The organism is Mesotoga sp. (genome assembly GCF_035363035.1).
Taxonomy (GTDB): Bacteria; Thermotogota; Thermotogae; order Petrotogales; family Kosmotogaceae; genus Mesotoga.
The window spans coordinates 1-17,953 of record NZ_DAOSEH010000046.1 but is presented as its reverse complement, the minus strand read 5'-3'; the positions used below and the strand labels follow the sequence as shown (position 1 = coordinate 17,953).

The window sequence follows — 17,953 nt, the reverse complement described above, 5'->3', positions numbered from 1 at the left end:
TATGCGCTTTCTATACCACCGATTCTCTTTTGCTGTCAAAGTCAGTTAAGCTTTTCCGGCCCAGCTGTCTGCTATGGTTGCTTCTGCCACGAGAGGCACGTCCATGAGACCATCACCGGCGCCTTCCATAACTTCCACCAGTATCCTCTTCGCTTTTTCAGCGGCACTTTCGGGAACTTCCAGAATGATCTCGTCATGAACGATCGCCACTATCATGGCCCCCGTGTCTTCAAGAGCTCGAGGGAGTCTGCCGAGGGCTATTTTCAGCAAATCTGCCGCCGTGCCTTGCACAGGAATATTCAATTTCACAGAAAGACCGGTGTCTTCCGATAATAAATATCTTCTGCCGCTGAGAGTTCTGACTTCGTGTTGTGAACTCAAACCTACTCTTCGTTTCAGATATTTCAATCCGGTGTAGTGGTTGAAGAATCGCTCAATGAACTCCTGTGCTTCTTTCACGCTCATTTTCACACCATAACCGCTTTCAGCGTAATTCGAAAGTCCCCTCGCTCCCATTGCAAAAAGCAGGCCGAAATTCACGGCTTTTGCTAGCTGGCGCTCCTCTTTCGTTATTTCCGAGGGTTTCTTTCCGATGAGCACGGCCGCGGTTTCCCGGTGGAGATCCTCGTTGTTTTTGTAAGCCTTGATCATTACAGGGTCTCGACTTATAGCTGCCGCCACCCTCAATTCGATCTGTGAATAGTCCGCGATAACGAACTTGTTTCCCGGCGCCGGTACGAAGCAATCGCGAAATCTGGCCTCTTTGGGAATCTGTTGAAGGTTCGGGTTCGAGCAGGAAAAACGACCCGTAGAGGCTCCGATTTGCCAGTAGGATGGATGGATTCTTCCGCTGACAGGGTGAATGTGGTCTGTCAATTTATTCGAGAAAGTCGAGATGGCCTTTGCGGCCCTGCGATAGCGCAATATCGCAGCCACTTCGGGATGCCTGTTTCTCAGCTTCTCGAGTGTAGAGGCGCTGGTGTTATCGACTCTTATACCTTTAGCGCTCAATGCTCTCAGCAATTGTTTGGGGCTGTCGAGATTGATACCGGCATCGAGAAGCTCTCTGCATTCCATAACCGATTCTTCAAGTTCACTCTGAAGAACTGCGGTCAATTTTTCCAGTCTGCGAGTGTCGAGAAAAATCCCGTTCAGTTCAAGGGCGACCACTGCCGGAAGTGCTTCAAATTCGAGCTCCGCCACTCTGGACAGTCCTGATTCCTCTATCGCTATCGATAACGGTGTGTAGAGCTCCAGCAGTACTGCAACATCCCTGGCGGCGTACTCGAGCTGTTCCTGTGTCAGTGTTCCGGTCCAGTCGCTCAGCTGTTGTTCCTTGGGCAGCTCCACGTTCAAGTACTTCTTCGACATGTCAGACAGTTTGGCGGATGTGCCGGCAAGCCCGGAGGTCAGGAGCAACTCGGCAAGCATAGTGTCGAATAGAGGTCCCTTCACGTCTATTCCGGCGATTTTAAGGAACTCGATATCGAACTTGGCGTTGTGGAAGAGCTTCAGAGTCTTTTCACTGCCCAGTAATTCATTTAAAGGGCCGGAGACAGACGTTATCGTATCCATATCAAGGAGGAGAACGGGCTTTCCGGGAACGCCAAGCTGCACAAGTCTTACGCGGTCGGTTATGGGATCCAATCCCGTCGTCTCGGTGTCTATCGCTAACACTGTGGAATCTACTAAATTGGCGAGCTCATCGAGAGCCTGTTCGGTATTCGGGTATATATATCTCGCATTCATTTGTTCCCGAAGTTGTGAATTACTGATCTTGCTTTCGCTTTCCGGGGGCGCCTCTATATTGTAATCAAATAGATTGAAAGTCTCGCCTTTTGGTTTCGATGGGCTCTTCTTTCTAATTTCCACTCCGGGGGATAAGTTGTCTTTTCCCGCTTTCAATTGCTTTGACACCTCATTCCGTTGATCGTCTCTCATAAGCTTACCCCCATTCGAAGCTCAATTCCAGTGCATTGCATAGTCGACCGGATCGTCTTTTTTGTGCCGACTCATTCAGGTACCGTTACTCCGATTAGTTAACATTATACATGCGGTCTACAGTTCGATTAGCTTTCAGTCCTTTTGCCACTGGTATAATCTACTATATTTATACTCTTGGGGAAGTGACGGATTTGCGGAGAGAGAGAATGCCGGGCGACAGGTTTATCTGGCGAGCTTTGCGGCCTATTCTGAGGCGCCCCTTCATGAAACGCTACAATCTTCACGCGGTGAACGCCGAAAAGCTTCCCGATCCGCCCTTCCTTCTGGTCGGAAACCACGCTTATTTCATAGATGCCGCTCTGATAGAGGCTTTTGTGAAGTATCCCATCGTGTGGGCCGTCGCGGCCGGCAATTTCAAGCTTCCCCTGGCAGCCTCTATTTTGAAGGCGGCGGGCGCGATCGAAAAGAGGAAGGGAGTCCCGGATGTCGCCGCGATGAGAAAGATCCTCAGGGTGTTGAAGGACGGAGGCATAATCGGTCTGATGCCCGAGGGCTCTGTAACCTGGGACGGCGAGTTCGGCGAGGTGCCACCCGGCACTGAGAAGTTTCTCGACAGGGTCGATGTTCCCGTGGTGGCGGCGAGGATGAACGGGGGTTATCTGACCAGGCCGAGGTGGGCCGACCACCACCGCTGGGGAAGGATCGAGATCGCTTTCGAGGTCTTTCGCGGAAGCGAGGCGCTGGATTTTCTTTCGCGTTCCTCCGACTGGGAATGGCAGAGAGAGAAGAGGATACTTTTCAAAGGGCGGAAAAGGGCCTCCGGCATAGAGAGGATCGTATGGTTCTGCGAGAAATGCGGGGGCTTTCGCACAATCGCCGCCAGAGGCGACGAGGCCGTCTGCGCTGAATGCGGTGCCGCTCTGATAGTCGATGAGTATGGCTATATCTCAGGAAAGAGCGTGCCTGAGGTTTTGAAGGTCCAGAGAGAGCTTCTGGCGGCATATCTATCGAGAGAGGGTTCCCTCAAGGTCGGCCCGGGAGAGGCCGTGATTTTGAACACTCTCACGGAGGTTATAGTGAAAGTCAGAGGCGAGGTTTCGATCGACGGCCTCGAGCTTAAGGTCGGAGAGAGGAGCTATCGGCTGGAAAACGCCAGGGGCTTCTCCACTTATCTGAAGCGTTTGAACGAGTTCAACTACGACCGCGATGTGATAAGACTGAAGACGGAACACTCCTCTTATCTTCTCTACTGCGCCTATCTCATTCTTGCAGGCCCGGAGGCTGCTACACTATAACCGAGAGGCTCTGCTCCTCCTTCCTGTAGTGAGACGCTACCGTCGCGATGGCCTTCGAGAGTCTTTCTATACCTTTTTCGATTTCTTCTTCCGGTACCCCGAGAGGGTTCAGTCTCAAGTAGTTCTTTCCGGAGGAATCGAAAGTGAAGAGGCTGCCCGGCGAGACTGCGACGCCCTCTTTCAGGGATTCTTCGGCGACTTTCCAGCAATCCATGGAATCGGGGAGCTCCAGCCAGAAGAAGTTCCCGCCCTGCGCTTCGTTCACCTTCACGTACTGCGGCAGGTACCGGTAGCAGGCCATCCGGGTCTTTTCGCATTTCCTGAGCGATAGTTTGATGTAGCGCTCCAGGTAAGCGTCGTACTCACCCGAGGAGAGGAGCTTCGCGGCCACCAGCTGGCTCAGGTTCGGCACACCCAGCGAGATCATTCTCATCGGCTCGATCAGCTTTTCTATGAGCGCCTCGTCGGCCACGATCCAGCCGATCCTCAAACCCGGCGCGTATGACTTTGAAATACCGCCGATCTCGATAACGCAGTTGTGAGTGTCGTAGTATTTCAAGGTTCTGGGCATAGGGCTCTGGTACTGGATTTCCGAAAAGACCGTATCGTCGATTACAGGCACGGAATACTTTTCGGCAAGCCTGACGAGCGATTCCTTTTTCCGTTCGGGCATGTTCGCCCCGGTAGGGTTGTGGGAGCAGCTCATGGTGTATATGTACTTCACCGAGCCCCTCTGGAGAGTGTTTTCCAGCGTGGCCATGTCGAAGCCCTCACTGAACCTGTTTACAGGCAGGACCCGGTGCTGGAACATCCTGGAGATTTTTATAACGTTCAAATATGTGGGGTTCTCGATTATGACGGCCTCTCCCGGTCTGGCCAGAGCGGAAAACAACAGGTAGATCGCCTCCTCGGTTCCGATCGTTACGAGAAGGTTTTTCGCGGAGACTTTCATACCCGAGCCGTTCAGCCTTATGGAGAGATACTTGAGGAGCTCGGGGTTGCCCCTCAGCGAGGGGTACTGGAGCGATTCGTCCAGTTCTTCCTGTGTTAGACCTTCCAGTATCTTTTTCAGAAGAGTCATCTGGTCGGTCCGCACCTCGGGAACTCCCGTGTCGAGCCTTATGCAGTCGGCCGGCCGACCCTTTGCGAGCGATGACCAGCGGGCCTCGCCCGAGGAAGATGTGGCCCAGGTGCTGAGCTGATCGCTCCAGGATATCATGCCGAACTCTTTCTTGAGCGGTGTCACCGCGGCCACATAAGTGCCGCTGCCGGACTTCGAATCGAGGAGAGCGTCCAGCTTCAGCTCGTTGTAGGCTTTGATCACCACGCTCCTGTTGAGTTTAAGGAGTCTGGCCATCTCGCGCTCGGAGGGCAGTCTCGTTCCTTCCGGTATGTCCCGCCTTAAAATCGCAGCCCTCAACTGCTCGGTGAGCTGTTTGAAAAGAGGTACGTTCGTATTTCTCTCGATCGATACTTTCAGACCTATCACCGGCCTCACCCCCTACGAAACGATTATAACTTTTGCGGTCCGCTCTACCATACCACTGACAGGCCAGCAGAGCGTACCACTTATCTCTTGTCTATTAAATGCTTATACAAAGAGACTTTCAGCAATTGATGCTGAATAGGCTGGCAGAGGAAATGGATCGTTCCAATCCTTTGCCGGTGGAAAGACAGCCGTTCCTGGGCGGTGATATATTCATAGCGAAGGGAGGGATCGTAGATGATACACAACCACTATCCGACTATAGAGGATCTCAAGACCGGGGAGATCGAAATCGAGAGGGAACTGGAGAGTCTGCGAAATGAAAGGATCTGGAGGAAAATCAGAAGGAGCCTCAGAGATGCGAAAAAAAGACGGTAAAGTTGTCAGGAGTCACGGCGGAGTCTTCAGAATCGGCTGAGTCGCCTCATCTGGAAGTGGAATGAGTGTAAGTCAGGCCAGCCTTGTCGTTTATTCTCTCCCTGTTGTCCACGACCCATTCCAGAATCGATTCTGCGAAGGCGGCCTCCTCGGTACAGCCGCGGGCGAGAAAGAAATGAACCTGGTTCAGGAGAACGGCCCCCAGAAGATACACGATGCTCTCCCTTTCTTCAATCGTCAACGTGTTCTCGAGGCAGTACCCCTCCAGAAGGTGAGGGATCAGGTAGAGCGCCAGCGAGGGAGAGCCCATTCTCTTGAACTCGGTCAACACGCTGGATATGAGATAGGAGAGATCTAAAACCTTGACTTCCCTGCAGGAGTATTCGAAGTCTATGACCCCGGAAACCCTTCCGGAATTGACGATTATATTGCCCGGGTGGTAATCCCCGTGTATCGCCTGAACCGGAAGCCTGTAGTAGAGCGAGAAGAACTCGCCGAAAAACTCTTCGATCCTCTCGCGGTCTAAATACGGCAGACGGTCTCCCTGGCAGGAGAGAAAACGCAGCGAGCTCGATAACGTCGTGAAGAGATTCCTTCTCTGGATGGTGTTGTCGTTCAGTCTGGAGAGCGCCGAGTGCAGCCGTCCGGTGAAGAGGCCGATCTCGCGGGCCATTTCCGGAGTGGCGCAGGATATATCCAGATCTGCCTTGTTTCCCTCTATGTACGTGAAGAGAGAGTAAACGAACTTTCCGATCTTGACCTCGAAAAGCCCGTCGGGATTCTCGAGCGGGAGCGAGACATTTATCCCATTTTGAAACAGAGAGGAGAGAAAAAACTGTTGCACGGCAAAACCCGCAACAACGATCGGCCGCCTCTTGAGGACGTAAAGAGACCGGCCCGAACTAACTATATATGCACGACCATTGAGCCCGGAAACGAGCTTGATCTTGTCTTTGAACCCCCAGAACCTGGAAATCCGGGCATAGGGAATCTTTGGCATTTTATCACCCCGGAATACAATAAAAGAATTATACTACAGATTCAGGAGAAAATGACTCAAACCTGCCCGCTCGCACTCAAGCGTTTGATCCTTTTTCTGAGGCTGTGTACGATAACTACCGTGGAGACAAGCGTGAAGGTGATCGCGCCCGACCAGACGAAGGCGCTCGCCCCTCCGTACCTGTCGGAGACAGTTCCGACGAAGAGATTGCCCAGAGGTGTCGAGCCTGCGAAGACGAGCGAGTAAACGCTCATGACCCTCCCCCTCAGCTCGTTGCTGGAGTTTATTTGCATCAGGCTGTTGGCCGACGTCGTGAAGAAGATATTGGCCAGGCCCATCAGGCATATAAGGAAGGCGGAGAGGAGATACGACCTGTTGAAGCCGATCAACAGAAAGAGCGCCGAGGTGATGAAGGGGACCACGAAGAGCCGTGCGCGACTGGGGCCTTTAGCGCTCTTCCCGGCGATAATAAGTGCGCCTATAAGCGAGCCCACGCCGAGAGAGGCCATGAGCCAGCCGTACCCCTGAGAGTCCAGCCCGAGCTGGTTGCGCGCGAAGACCGGTATGAGCACGCTGTAATTCATCCCGAAGGTGCTCACTATCGCCAGCATCAGTGTCGTGGTGGTCAGTATTGGGCTCTTCACGAGATATGCAAGCCCCTCCTTGATATCCGGCAGAACCGTTCCGCGTGGTCTCTTGTTTATAACAGGCCTCACGTCTATCTTGAAGATGCCGAGTATGACCGCTATGAAAGTTATGCCGTTTATGAGAAAGCACCAGCCGGCTCCGACCATCGCCATCAATATCCCGGCGACTGCCGGGCCGACTATCCTGGCGAGGTTGAAAACAGTTGAATTGAGGGCGATGGCGTTGAGAAGCACGTCTTTGCCTACCAGCTCGATCATGAAGGATTGCCTGGCCGGTATATCCAGAGCTTTCACCACACCCAGGCCGAAGGAGAGCAGAAAGATATGCCAGTACTGCACAGTGTTCGTGAAAACCAGAACGGCCAGCGCGAAGGCCAGCAGCATTGAGGCGAACTGGGTGATCAGCAGAATAGATCTCTTCGGGAAGCGATCGACGAAAACGCCTGCCAGTAGCGAGAAGGCGAGTACCGGCGTGAACTGGGCAACTCCCAGGAGTCCCAGAAGAAAGGGCGAGTCCGTTATGGTCAACACGAGCCACGACTGGGCCGCGGTCTGCATCCACGTGCCCATGACCGAAATGAGTTGACCGATCCAGAAATACCGGTAATTCTTCACTTTAAAAGCCGGAAAGGCTTTGCCGATACGACCGAGGAGTACACCCTGCAAACCGTTAGCCAAACGAATCATCTCCAGTACAATTGTACTACATTTTTTGTTCTATAATCAGATGTACGTTCAGGAGGTTATACATGACCGCTTACATTCTAAGAAGGCTTATCTCGGTTCCTCTAACGGTGATCGGAGTCACCCTGATCGTATTCTGTGTTATATGGTCGCTCGGCCCGAACGTTCTTTTGAACGCCTATATGACGGGCAGCACCGGCAGGGCTCCCAACGCTGCGGAGAGGATTATTGAAAAGTACGGCTTAGACGAGCCGGCCATAACCAGGTACTTTATCTGGATTTCGAATACGCTCCGGGGCGATCTGGGGTATTCTATGGCCGGAAGAATGGATGTTAGCGAGGCCATTCTCCAGATGTTGCCGAGTAGTCTAGAGCTGATCTTTCTTTCGCTGATTCCCATCGTTCTGATAGGTTCTCGCCTGGGTCTCAGAGCCGCCATGAATCCCAATGGCCCGGTGGATTCAGTCTTCGGCTTTCTTTCAACCGTCGGCTGGGCGACGCCCGACTTCATACTCGGGCTCTTAATCCTGACAGGGGGGTTCGTCTTTTTCAAATGGCTCCCGATCGGCGGCCTTAAACTGGTCGCGGTCAAAGGTTGGAAGGATTATACTTATTCGACGCTGATCGACTCCATCCTGAACGGCCGTATGAAGGTTTTTCTAGAACAGTTGTTGTCTCTCCTCGAACCGGTAATGACTCTCTTTCTTGTGAATTCGGCCTACATATACCAGATCAGCAGGGCCGGCGCGCTCGAAGTCAAGCACAACGATTACATACGGACGGCCCGCTCGAAAGGCTTGAGCGAGAGAGAGATAATGCTCAAACACGTGAGAAAAAACGCTATGATCCCCGTGCTCACGGTCGGCGGCGAACTTTTCGCCTCCATGGTGACCGGGGTCGTATTCGTCGAAACTATATTCGCCAGAACGGGCATAGGGAGCTTGATCGCCGACGCAGCCCTTATGTTCGACGTCTTGACGTTGTCCGGTTGTATCCTGGTGATCTCTATATTTATGATCACGGTGAACCTGCTGGTGGATATAGCCTACTCACTGGTGAACCCTAAAGTAACGCTCTGGAAAGAGCTTCCCGGATAAGTTATTCGGAACATTTGAACATATATCGTCTCCATCCGATCAAAAAAGCATAGAATCTAAAGCGGTCAACGATCGAAGTACTCACAACCACCGGGCACAGAAGGAGGAAATACGATGGAAAAACTCACTCCACATACTCTTCGAAAAGCTCAGATGGAAAGGGAACTACAGAGACTTCTAGGCGTTGAAACAGAAATAAAATCCGATTCTTATCTTCTCAGTTTTTACTTCCCGCTGGAAAACATCGGCAGAATCGACGCTGAAAAACACATGAGATCTTTGATTCTAGAAGCGATGCGCTCGGACGAAAAACTGGCCGGACTTGGAAAGCTTCACCAGAAGATCGCCGAAGCCGTCGTATTGAAAATGGGAAACACAGCCGACCTCGGTGTGGGCCTGGCCGTTTTCTTGCAGTTCAGCGCCGGTGAAAGCTCCAGAGAACAGAACATTGGAGAGGTGAATTTGCTCGCCCTATCGAGAAGACCCGAAAGGGAGATATACGTGGGCAAAACTTTCGATCTCGACCAGCTCATATGGCTCACCAATTCCACGGTCGAAGCGCTGGTCCTAAGTCTCAGGAGAGAAGAGGCGGCCCTGTATATGCTCGATAGAGAGAGACTTTTTGAGATCGCCGTACTGGAAAACGAGTTCATTCAGGAGAGGGAAAAGGAGTATCTAGAAGGTTATTCGCCCTCACCATCGGCGGGAACGGTTTTCCACGGGAGCGACTCGGAGAAGATCGAGAGGTTGAAAGACGAGGAGAACCGCAGATTTCTCCAGCACGTCGCCAGCGTTTTGAAAGAGGAGGAAAGGACGCCGCGCGACGCCGACTTCATAATCGTCTTCTATTCCTCTTCTTTCGGCGAATTCGTAGAGAGGATCGAAGATGAAGTGAGACTAACGCTCCCCGCGGCCCACCGCGTCTTGATCCAGAAAAACATCACCCAGGAGAAGCAACTCCTTTCCGAAAGCGTGAAGATAGTCAGAGAAGAAAAGCCGGAGATTGCCAGGGGGCTTATGAAAAAGGCCAGAGAGAACCACGATCGATACGCTCAAGACTGGAACGACGTCGCCAGAATGGCCAACGACAGAAGAATAGACACACTGTTCATAAACCCCCTCGTAAGGAAGAGAGGTTATATTCTCGATAAAGAGCTCGTCTATACGAAAGCCGTGAAAGACAGCAGGGAGGTTAGAAACATAGGTCCGTGGATAGTGCGGAGCGTAACTGCCAGCAACGGTAAAATAGTGGTCGTGAACGGGGAAGTCCTCGAGAGCGGTATCGCAGCCAGATTGAGATACTGAAGAGCGGGAAGAGGAGAGAGAGAGAAAGGGAGACACGCGAAAAATGGGACAGACGTCAGGAGCCCGTCAGTCCCTATTTTCGCTCGTGTTTTACCAACTCAATATCAACAACTATAGCTTTTTGGAGGTGTTCAGGTGAAAAAAGCACTCGTACTGGCTCTGGCTTTAATTCTGGCCGGGGCGATCTTCGCGACGCAATTCTCGGTGGGGATGGGCTTTGTTTTTAACCGGGACCGTCAGACTAAAGATTTCGATATCCAGTTCTTCGGGAGATTTCAGGCCGGCTGGCCAATCTTCGGCGGACCGATTCTCGGGGTTATAGCCGACATCCCGGCCTTCGGCGTGACGCTGAAGAATTTCGAATTCTATACTCTCGATCCCTCGCAGGTCAACTTCGGCCTTTACACCGAAATAAGACTTAAAGATTTCTCGCCCACTCTTCCATCGATTTTCCTCAAGGCGACTTTAATGACGGAATTGCAGAGCGTCATGAATATGAAAATCGAGTACCTCCCGATCGTTTCACATATAGGGGCCGGTTACAGCATAGGAGATTTCAGCGTCGAAACCGGAAGCACGATCATAAACGTTGGATTCAACATGGGGGGCAGACTCGCAAGGCACACCACCTTTTTCCCCCACTTTCACCTAATCGGCAGATACGATTTCAGCTTCTAGCGGAGCGGGTTTGATACCCGCTCCGTTTCTACTTCGAACGACTGTGTTCAATGGATCTCTTTGGAGCGACTTGAGGTAGAATTCATAGAGGAACAGCATAAGGAGATGGTCCTATGAACAGAAGGATTGTGGCGGTTGTTTTTCTTCTCTTTCTCGCTCTCTCTTCGATGATGTCTTACAGCCTCTGGGAGAGTTACTTCCCCGAATACGTGAACGGTCCTCTACCCTGGATGGCACCGGGCCTGAGGCTCAGTTACAGGGCCGATATCGCCGTTATGAAGCGTGGCGGCGGTCTGTCCGATACGGGCGGTTCCGGAACCGGTATTCAGCAAATGGATCTCGTGGCGGTCGAGCAGGATTCGGTGGCACTCCTGAGCACTTACTTCATGACTATGAACGGAGGCTACTACCCGGGAACCTCTTTCGGCACACTTGAAAAACCCGGAATATCCGATTTCTGGCTTAATCCCGAGGTTTTCAAAGACCTGTCCCGCTTCAACAGCGATAACACTACGGCGATGGCAATGCCCCTCCAGTTCGGCGGACAGACGCTTCAGATAGTGAGAATCGAAACTACCGGGGTCGACACGAAGCATGTTCACGCTTACGACACGGCGTCCGGGTTGCTTATTTATTCGTTGATTCAGGCTCCCTCGGGAGCCGACATCCATCAGTCGTACATGGAGTTCATCTCGGCAAGATACATAGATCTCCCCTGGGCCAACTCTCCCAGACCTTCCTGGAGCATGGCCGAAAGCCTCTACGGAGGGACGTACACGATAAACATCCCCGGTTCCTACACCACGCCCAGTCAGATGCAGGTGAACGTCACTCCCGTAAAATCCTCCCAGAGCTGGGATTTAATCAAGATGACAATATCGCAGTACGGTATCCTGCCCTCGGAAGTGACCACCGTAACAGGCATCGCCCAGATCAGCGGTGCTTTCTGGCTCTGCCCCCAGGCTCTGAAATCGCTGAACAGAGTTCAGACGATAGACCGGGATCCCGTTACCGGCGTCGTCACCGAAGTGGTTTTCGCCGGAAAGCTTCAGGACGGCACGAACGCGATAATGCTTCAGCAAAGCAACGGCACCTATATGAACCAGTATCTTTACGATCAAAACACCGGCCGACTTATCTATATCAAACTACAGTCGCCGAACAGCCTGAGCTACAACGTTACCGAGCTCTCGTTGATCAGATAATGCCGGATGATCAAAGCCCCAGGAATTTCAGCCGGAAGTAGCCGAAAGTCAGACTCAGAAGGAGCGAAACGGTGCTGGATACCATGAAAATGATCAGGTATTTGCCGTTCTGCCCGCGTTCCTTCACGTAGATCCTGTAAGCGATCAGGTTGGCGAGCGAGGCGATTATCGTTCCGCTACCGCCGATGTTGACACCCAGAGTAAGGCCCTTATAGCTGTCGGTGAAAGAAGAGAAGAGTATGGCCGAGGGAACGTTGCTTATTATCTGCGAGAAGAGCGCCGAATTCACCATCGTCTCCATATCCCCATTGGCAACCGATCTCATAAGGCCGGATATGAACTCGGTCCTGGCCATGTTGTCTATGAATATGAAAAAGAAGGCGAAAGTTCCCAGCAGAAAGTAGTCGATCTTCTTGAAAAAACCCATGTCCAGCACCATAGTCACGACGAAGGTCAATATCAGACCTATCCTGTAGTCTATGACCCTGAATACCGAAAGCATGACCACAAGAAAAGCCAGCGCGAATATCATCAGCTTTCTCGGCTCGCGTATCTTCGAAGGCTCGACCGTGAAAGAGGCTTTCTTCCTGCTGTTAAGGAGGTTCATCACCAGGGTCCAGCAGACGCCGAATACAGTGAAAGGCAATAGAAAAGAAACGAACTCCCCGACCGGTACCTGGTACTTTTCGAAGAGAAAGAGGTTCTGCGGGTTGCCGATCGGCGTCAGCGCGCTTCCGACGTCGGCGGCCTGACTTTGAATCATCACCAGCCACATAGGTTCGAAGCCGGCCTTCAGGGCTATCAACATGGTGAGAGGGACGAGGGTGATCAACGCGACGTCGTTAGTTATGAGAGAGCTGACCGACGCCGTGAGCAGCACGATCATCACGCCTATGCTGCGCGGGCTTTTCAGACTCTTCAGAGAAGAGCGGGCCATCCACTCGAGAACGCCGTACTCCTTGAAGGCCTGAACGACCAGCATAAGACTGAAGAGCTTGGCTATGACCTCCCAGTCGATACTCCCGAGTCTCGCGCCCATGAAGATCGAAGATACGATCGACAGAACCATGGATATCCAGAAAAGCATCTCTCTTACCAGGTGTCTCTTAACGAAAGCCGGATCGAAGATGGTTCTTTTCAATAGTTCGTATATATTACGCAAGTCCCAATGCCCCCTCATATGCTGCCGAGAGAGATCATACCACCGAAAATTCATCCTGGAAAGCCTGACAAAGAAAATTGCGAAAGACGGAGATATGTATCGCACCCGAAGAAGAGGTTAAATAATGAAGGCGGCCCCCGGAAGCGACTCCGGAAGACCGCCTTGAAAGATACGATCTCAGTAGCTACTTGAGCTGGAAACCGATACTCACATTTATAGTTGCCAGTCTATTGTCGGTGAAGCCGTCGGGGCTGTCCGCATTCTTCGATACGCCCTTTGCCGTGCCGCCTATGAAGCGCAGATTCAGGTAGGCTTCCAGATAATCCGTAAGCTTCAGCCCGCCGCGCAGAGAAGCGTCAAGCACCGAGCCTTCGAAGTCGAAGTCGGCCCCGTTGAAGAAACTGCTGGAGGCGTAGAAACCGTCTATGTCCGTTGCGATGTAGACCCTGTTGTTGAACCAGAGCTCGCCCTTTATCTTGATTACCGGAACGGGGCCGACGTTTTTGTTGGCCACGAACTTCGTCCCGTCGAGCGATTCGAAGTATATATCGGCGTTTCTTATCTGAAGCGAAAGCCCCAGCGCCAGATAGCTGTCGCCCTTTCTCAAGACGTCGTACGTGTAACTCAAACGATAGAAGGGAAAGCCGTAATTCAAAACCATCCCGGTGCCCGCGGGAAAGAGAACGTCGTCCACCAGCAGATCGCTCTTCAGCTTAACCTTAGTCTGCACCGTCAGTGGTTGATAGAGAAAATATACGGTGTGCCTGTCGATCCCTACGCTGGCGGTGAATCTCTCGAAGGGGAAGAGGACGTCCTGGCCTCCGTCTTTCACGTAATTGAATACCGTACCGCCCTGGCCGAACTGAACGGTGTGGAAAATCACGCCGGTGAAGCCCGACTCGTAATCCAGCTCAAGGCGAAAACGATCAGCCGGACCGCTCAACAACCCTGCGAACGAGAACACTGCCAACGTTATAAATGCCGCGACCAATACTCTGACTTTCAAAATAGTCACCTCCAGCTACGATTATATGGTTTTCCTTCATACAAACGGCATGTCGGATACTGTCAAGCTGTTTTGGCATCTCTGTTAAAATGATGAAAGCTCCTGCAAGGATTTGCGGGAAAGCGAAAAAGCCGCCTTAAGAAAGACCGAGGGCTTTCATAGCCTCTTCTTCGCTCGCGACGAAGAAGTTTTGCTTTCCCCTGTTTGATTCGTAAATGAAGGCCTTAAGGCTTTTGCTCGTATAGCCGCTGAAGTCGCCCACAATCGCCAGTTTTATATAATAGGTGGACATCTTTTGCAGTATGTCTCCGGCCAGGCCGGTCCGGAGATCGTAGAAACTCTCTGGGAAGTTCTCTTTATAGAAAATGAATCTATCACACTCCTGATAACACAGATCGGCTATCGCATCGAGAACGTCCTGCGAACTCCTGAAAACCTCGTCGCGTCTCTCCATAATACCAACCTTGCCCTTGTCAGTTTCGATAAGCCTTATGATACAATTCCCCCCTTTCATTCATCGATATATGATAACAGAAAGACACTGCCCGGGAAACGCTCTCTTCGTCTCATCCTGCAGAGCCTGCACTGAAATGCTCCTATTAAGAACCATTGTGGGTAAGAGCGGGATGCCGGATCGGGGTCCGGCATGACGGGAAGGGAGCGAAAATAGGGACTGACGATTCTCCTCACGTCTGTCCCGTTTTTCGCGTGTCATCCCGTGAATGCCCTCGCACCGTCATCCCGTAGTGCTCTTATAAATTCAAAAGTGTGTTGGTTGAGATGGTTGTTACTGTTTCAAGTTCATCGAAACGCAGAAGCTGCGAGTTATCGGATCGGGTATAGAGTAGCTCTTTATCGATTTTGAGAAGGAGATCTCGAGGAAACTTTGTTTTACAAGTCCGTTCAAAATATTGCTGAGTGTAGAGTCGTGAATAGACCCGAAGTTCGCTTCTATGTATTTTTTTATCTGAGAATACCTCTCCATGCCGAACGCTACCGCTTTTAGGGCATAGCCGTAGTTTATTGATCTGGCGAGCAAATCGTCGATTTCCTTTTTTACCAGTCCTTTTGCCATGACTCCTGCCTTTTCGAGAGCCGTCTCGAAATCAGGTCCATTCTTGTAGACTTCATATCCGAAAATTGCGAGGTAGCCAACTATACCGTCGAGTACGATCAGACGATCGTTGCCCACGGCCCTTTTCAATTCATTCATTTCTCTTTCGCGGTCGAACAGCTCGCTCCGTTTTGTCTTCGGGCTGATGGAGAAAAGCATGTGTTCACCTCGCTTTGAATGAGTGGAGTTACTACACCCGGGTGGAGTAACTCCACCTACATCATAACACATTAAATCGCGAGGGAGAGACTGACGAGAAGAACGAGATCCCGTATAAGAGCACTACGGGATGACACGGGATGACAGCATAGGAGCCGAGGCTTGCGAAAATCGGTTACAGACCTCAGGAGCCGGTCAGTCCCCATTTTCGAAAAGAGATAAGAGGCATGAGGTTAGAGGTTAGAAAATCAAGATCTTCCCGCTCTTCACACCTCTCACCTCTGGCCTCTGACCTCAGGGTTACCAAAAACCTGGACGCGCAGCGTCGGAACGATGAATCGTTCTTCGCGCTTTATGTCCATCGCGAAAATCTGTCCATAGCTCTTGCCCCCACCACTACCCACTATCCACTACTCACCGCGGCTCCTAACGCTCTTTACAGATTCAAAGCGCCAGCCTGTAAATCTTCTCCACGTCTTCTTTTTTGAGTCTAACGAAATTCCCGAGCGGGCCTGTTTCGGTGGCCTTTCGCGCCATTTCTTCGAGCCTGTCCGACGGAATGCCTGCGTCGGTGAGCGTTACAGGAATGCCAAGACTCGAGAAGAAGCCTTTCAGACTCTCTATGCCCTCGAGAGCCGTCTTTTCGGGGTTCCTGAAATCCGGTTCCACGTTCCAGACTCTGCAGGCGAACTGCGCGAACCTTTCTATATCGTGCTTATAGACATACTTCATCCACGCGGGCCACATTATCGCCAGTCCCCCGCCATGGGCTATGTCGTAGATGGCGCTCAATTCATGTTCTATGCCGTGCGTCGCCCAGTCGCCGATCCTTCCGGTCCCGAGAAGATCGTTGTGGGCTATCGTCGAGGCCCACATTATCTCGGCCCTGGCCTCGTAATTGTCGGGTTCTTTCAGGACGATCGGCGTGTTGACTATCATCGTTTTCAACGTTGCCTCGCACAATCTATCGGTGAAGTCAACGTTTTTGACGTTGGTGAAGTACCTTTCCATTACGTGCGACATTATGTCAACAGCGCCGACGGCCGTCTGGTAAGGCGGCAGGGTGAAGGTCAGTTCGGGGTTCATGATCGCGAATTTCGGTCGCATGTTGACACTGTTCGCGGAGCGCTTGTAAAGGCCGTCTTCGTTGGTAATTACCGAACCGCCGCTCGATTCGCTGCCGGCCGCCGGTATCGTCAGAACGACTCCCAGCGGAAGCATCTCCTCGACCTTCCTGCCGGTAGAATAGAAATCCCAGACGTCTCCCGTGTAGGGAACGCCTATGCCTATCGCTTTGGCCGAATCGATGACGCTTCCGCCACCCACCGCAAGAATGGAGCCGATCCCGTGTTTTCTGCACAGTTCTATTCCTTCCCTGACGAGTGAAAGCCTCGGGTTGGGCATCACCCCGCCAAGCTCTATCGCCTCGACACCGGCTTTGCGAAGGCTCTCGACTATTCTGTCGTACAGACCGGATTTCTTTATGCTCCCGCCGCCGTAATGAAGCAAAACCTTCTTGCCGTAGCGCGATATCTCCTGGCCGGTTTTCATTTCCGTTCCTCTCCCGAAGATTATTTTGGTTGCGTTGCTGAATACGAAATCAAGCATCTCTTCACTCCTTTTTATTTTCAATAAATCCATTGTTACAGAGCGGCATCCCCCTGTTCCGCAGGTCTATGAGTTCGACTATCCTGTCCAACGAGCTCTCGATTATCCGCGCCGTCGCCCCCCAGACTATGAAGCCGGGGAACCTGTACCTGATCGTCACCTTTCCGCTCGGCATGACGATAGGTTCCGGCGATACATATTTCAGCGCCGGTATAGAGAGAAAGACAAGATCTTCAACCTCCGATCTGTTCAACCTGAAAAAGGGACGATCAATGAACCCGATGAAGGGAACGATCACCTTGCCGGACGTGACCGTCGTTGTGACACCCAGCGGACAGACCTCTTCGATCCGTGACGGAGAGGCGCCTATCTCTTCTTCCATCTCTCTCACCGCACACTCGAGAAGCGTTTCCCCATTCTCGCGGTGACCGCCGGGGAAGCTCATCTGGCCGGGATGGCTTATCTTTCGCGACCTTCTGGTGAGGATAAGATGGTCATCGCCGCATATTCTTAAAACCGATACGAGAACTGCCGTGGTACTTTCCAAAGACTCCACCTCTAAGTCCGATCTCTTTTGTTCAATTATAATACTAACGGGAGGTGAGAACTTGAAGGAGCTAACAGTCGGGGCGCTCGGAGGACTCGGCGGAAAGATGCTGGTGGATTTTTTCAGCAACGCCTGCGGTGTCTGCGCCGCCGTGAAAAGAAGGCTCGAGAGTTTAGAGGCGGATTTCCCTCAGTGGGAGTTTGTTAGTGTCGATACAAAGAAGCATCCCGAAGCGGCCGGGGAGTACTCGGTTTTCACCGTGCCTACGGTGCTGATCCTGCTGGAAGGCCGGGAATTGAACAGATGGAGCAGGTACTTTTCGATCGAGGAGATCGTGAGATACCTCGAGAGGATAGACAGTCTCCGGTGATTATCATCCCCGATCTGATAAAATAAATTATAGTTGTTCTAAACAAGGAGGAACTATATGAAGCGATATTTATCAGTTATGGCTTTCTTCGCACTGTCATGCACGTTGATCTTCGCTCACATTCCCACATTCTTGAAAGCGGAGGATTTCTCAGGCGGCTCATATTTCGTGGAAGATATCGATCTCTCGCAGATCTTCTATTACGAGTTCTCAGGAGAGGAGACGATCGTCTTCTCGTTCGAAGGCCTGCCAGGCAAGAATCTACACA

Annotated in this window: 17 protein-coding genes and 1 pseudogene; 8 read left to right on the top strand and 10 right to left on the bottom strand. The window is 51.8% G+C overall.

All coding sequences use genetic code 11. From position 1 onward, the window contains the following. Positions 1–45: 45 nt before the first annotated feature. A complete protein-coding gene (locus PKX57_RS07885; protein ID WP_472416688.1) occupies positions 46–1,749 on the bottom strand; it encodes a bifunctional 3'-5' exonuclease/DNA polymerase in 1,704 nt (567 codons plus the stop codon). 458 nt (positions 1,750–2,207) lie between these two features. On the opposite strand from PKX57_RS07885, the gene PKX57_RS07880 reads away from it, so the two are divergent. Beyond that, on the top strand, positions 2,208–3,239 hold the full coding sequence (locus PKX57_RS07880) for a lysophospholipid acyltransferase family protein (RefSeq protein WP_472416686.1): 1,032 nt from the start codon (positions 2,208–2,210) through the stop codon (positions 3,237–3,239). Here the strand turns inward: PKX57_RS07880 and PKX57_RS07875 are convergent. Next, positions 3,229–4,728, bottom strand: a complete 1,500-nt coding sequence (locus PKX57_RS07875; protein ID WP_213919650.1) for an aminotransferase class I/II-fold pyridoxal phosphate-dependent enzyme — start codon at positions 4,726–4,728, stop codon at positions 3,229–3,231. The genes PKX57_RS07880 and PKX57_RS07875 overlap by 11 nt on opposite strands. A 234-nt stretch (positions 4,729–4,962) precedes the next feature. Here PKX57_RS07875 and PKX57_RS07870 point away from each other — a divergent pair, with 234 nt between their 5' ends. Continuing rightward, positions 4,963–5,103, top strand: coding sequence for a hypothetical protein (locus tag PKX57_RS07870; protein WP_214047871.1), 141 nt, complete (start codon positions 4,963–4,965; stop codon positions 5,101–5,103). Between the two features lie 46 nt (positions 5,104–5,149). On the opposite strand, the gene PKX57_RS07865 is transcribed toward PKX57_RS07870, so the two are convergent. Continuing rightward, complete coding sequence (locus PKX57_RS07865) at positions 5,150–6,103, bottom strand: phosphotransferase enzyme family protein (protein WP_472416684.1); 954 nt, start codon at positions 6,101–6,103, stop codon at positions 5,150–5,152. Positions 6,104–6,159: 56 nt separating this feature from the next. Then, positions 6,160–7,428 (bottom strand): MFS transporter, encoded by a 1,269-nt coding sequence (locus tag PKX57_RS07860; RefSeq protein WP_470745229.1) that lies wholly within the window; start codon positions 7,426–7,428, stop codon positions 6,160–6,162. Between the two features lie 71 nt (positions 7,429–7,499). On the opposite strand from PKX57_RS07860, the gene PKX57_RS07855 reads away from it, so the two are divergent. The 4 genes from PKX57_RS07855 to PKX57_RS07840 all read left to right on the top strand — a co-directional run bounded on the left by PKX57_RS07855 (position 7,500) and on the right by PKX57_RS07840 (position 11,719). Next, entirely contained in the window at positions 7,500–8,531 is a 1,032-nt protein-coding gene (locus tag PKX57_RS07855; RefSeq protein WP_472416682.1) for an ABC transporter permease, read from the top strand. 114 nt (positions 8,532–8,645) lie between these two features. Further along, positions 8,646–9,836: a hypothetical protein gene (locus PKX57_RS07850; RefSeq protein ID WP_472416680.1), complete on the top strand. Its 1,191-nt coding sequence runs from the start codon at positions 8,646–8,648 to the stop codon at positions 9,834–9,836. 135 nt (positions 9,837–9,971) lie between these two features. After that, positions 9,972–10,514, top strand: a complete 543-nt coding sequence (locus PKX57_RS07845) for a hypothetical protein (RefSeq protein ID WP_472416678.1) — start codon at positions 9,972–9,974, stop codon at positions 10,512–10,514. Positions 10,515–10,627: 113 nt separating this feature from the next. Continuing rightward, positions 10,628–11,719, top strand: coding sequence for a hypothetical protein (locus tag PKX57_RS07840; protein WP_472416676.1), 1,092 nt, complete (start codon positions 10,628–10,630; stop codon positions 11,717–11,719). 10 nt (positions 11,720–11,729) lie between these two features. Here the strand turns inward: PKX57_RS07840 and PKX57_RS07835 are convergent, their stop codons facing one another. From PKX57_RS07835 to PKX57_RS07810, 6 genes are all read right to left on the bottom strand, one after another. After that, a complete protein-coding gene (locus tag PKX57_RS07835) occupies positions 11,730–12,860 on the bottom strand; it encodes an SLC13 family permease (RefSeq protein ID WP_472416675.1) in 1,131 nt (376 codons plus the stop codon). A 205-nt stretch (positions 12,861–13,065) separates the two neighbouring features. Continuing rightward, a complete protein-coding gene (locus tag PKX57_RS07830) occupies positions 13,066–13,887 on the bottom strand; it encodes a hypothetical protein (RefSeq protein ID WP_213922348.1) in 822 nt (273 codons plus the stop codon). Between the two features lie 136 nt (positions 13,888–14,023). Then, a complete protein-coding gene (locus PKX57_RS07825) occupies positions 14,024–14,401 on the bottom strand; it encodes a DUF4180 domain-containing protein (protein ID WP_472416673.1) in 378 nt (125 codons plus the stop codon). Positions 14,402–14,674: 273 nt separating this feature from the next. Beyond that, complete coding sequence (locus PKX57_RS07820; protein ID WP_213919913.1) at positions 14,675–15,160, bottom strand: hypothetical protein; 486 nt, start codon at positions 15,158–15,160, stop codon at positions 14,675–14,677. Positions 15,161–15,604: 444 nt separating this feature from the next. Continuing rightward, a complete protein-coding gene (locus PKX57_RS07815; protein WP_472416671.1) occupies positions 15,605–16,768 on the bottom strand; it encodes an iron-containing alcohol dehydrogenase in 1,164 nt (387 codons plus the stop codon). Between the two features lie 4 nt (positions 16,769–16,772). Beyond that, positions 16,773–17,324 (bottom strand): NUDIX hydrolase, encoded by a 552-nt coding sequence (locus PKX57_RS07810; RefSeq protein WP_472416669.1) that lies wholly within the window; start codon positions 17,322–17,324, stop codon positions 16,773–16,775. Positions 17,325–17,376: 52 nt separating this feature from the next. On the opposite strand from PKX57_RS07810, the gene PKX57_RS07805 reads away from it, so the two are divergent. Together PKX57_RS07805 and PKX57_RS07800 are read left to right on the top strand one after the other, a co-directional pair. Beyond that, complete coding sequence (locus PKX57_RS07805; protein WP_213921602.1) at positions 17,377–17,685, top strand: thioredoxin domain-containing protein; 309 nt, start codon at positions 17,377–17,379, stop codon at positions 17,683–17,685. Positions 17,686–17,742: 57 nt separating this feature from the next. Continuing rightward, positions 17,743–17,953, top strand: a pseudogene (locus tag PKX57_RS07800) (hypothetical protein); the annotation flags it as partial.

Excerpts from the sequence above, each read along its gene's own strand:
- PKX57_RS07840 (WP_472416676.1), top strand. The coding sequence starts at position 10,628 with ATGAACAGAAGGATTGTGGCGGTTGTTTTTCTTCTCTTTCTCGCTCTC.
- PKX57_RS07815 (WP_472416671.1), bottom strand. The coding sequence starts at position 16,768 with ATGCTTGATTTCGTATTCAGCAACGCAACCAAAATAATCTTCGGGAGA.
- PKX57_RS07865 (WP_472416684.1), bottom strand. The coding sequence starts at position 6,103 with ATGCCAAAGATTCCCTATGCCCGGATTTCCAGGTTCTGGGGGTTCAAA.
- PKX57_RS07825 (WP_472416673.1), bottom strand. The coding sequence starts at position 14,401 with ATGAAAGGGGGGAATTGTATCATAAGGCTTATCGAAACTGACAAGGGC.
- PKX57_RS07870 (WP_214047871.1), top strand. The coding sequence starts at position 4,963 with ATGATACACAACCACTATCCGACTATAGAGGATCTCAAGACCGGGGAG.
- PKX57_RS07885 (WP_472416688.1), bottom strand. The coding sequence starts at position 1,749 with ATGAATGCGAGATATATATACCCGAATACCGAACAGGCTCTCGATGAG.
- PKX57_RS07880 (WP_472416686.1), top strand. The coding sequence starts at position 2,208 with ATGAAACGCTACAATCTTCACGCGGTGAACGCCGAAAAGCTTCCCGAT.
- PKX57_RS07820 (WP_213919913.1), bottom strand. The coding sequence starts at position 15,160 with ATGCTTTTCTCCATCAGCCCGAAGACAAAACGGAGCGAGCTGTTCGAC.
- PKX57_RS07850 (WP_472416680.1), top strand. The coding sequence starts at position 8,646 with ATGGAAAAACTCACTCCACATACTCTTCGAAAAGCTCAGATGGAAAGG.
- PKX57_RS07855 (WP_472416682.1), top strand. The coding sequence starts at position 7,500 with ATGACCGCTTACATTCTAAGAAGGCTTATCTCGGTTCCTCTAACGGTG.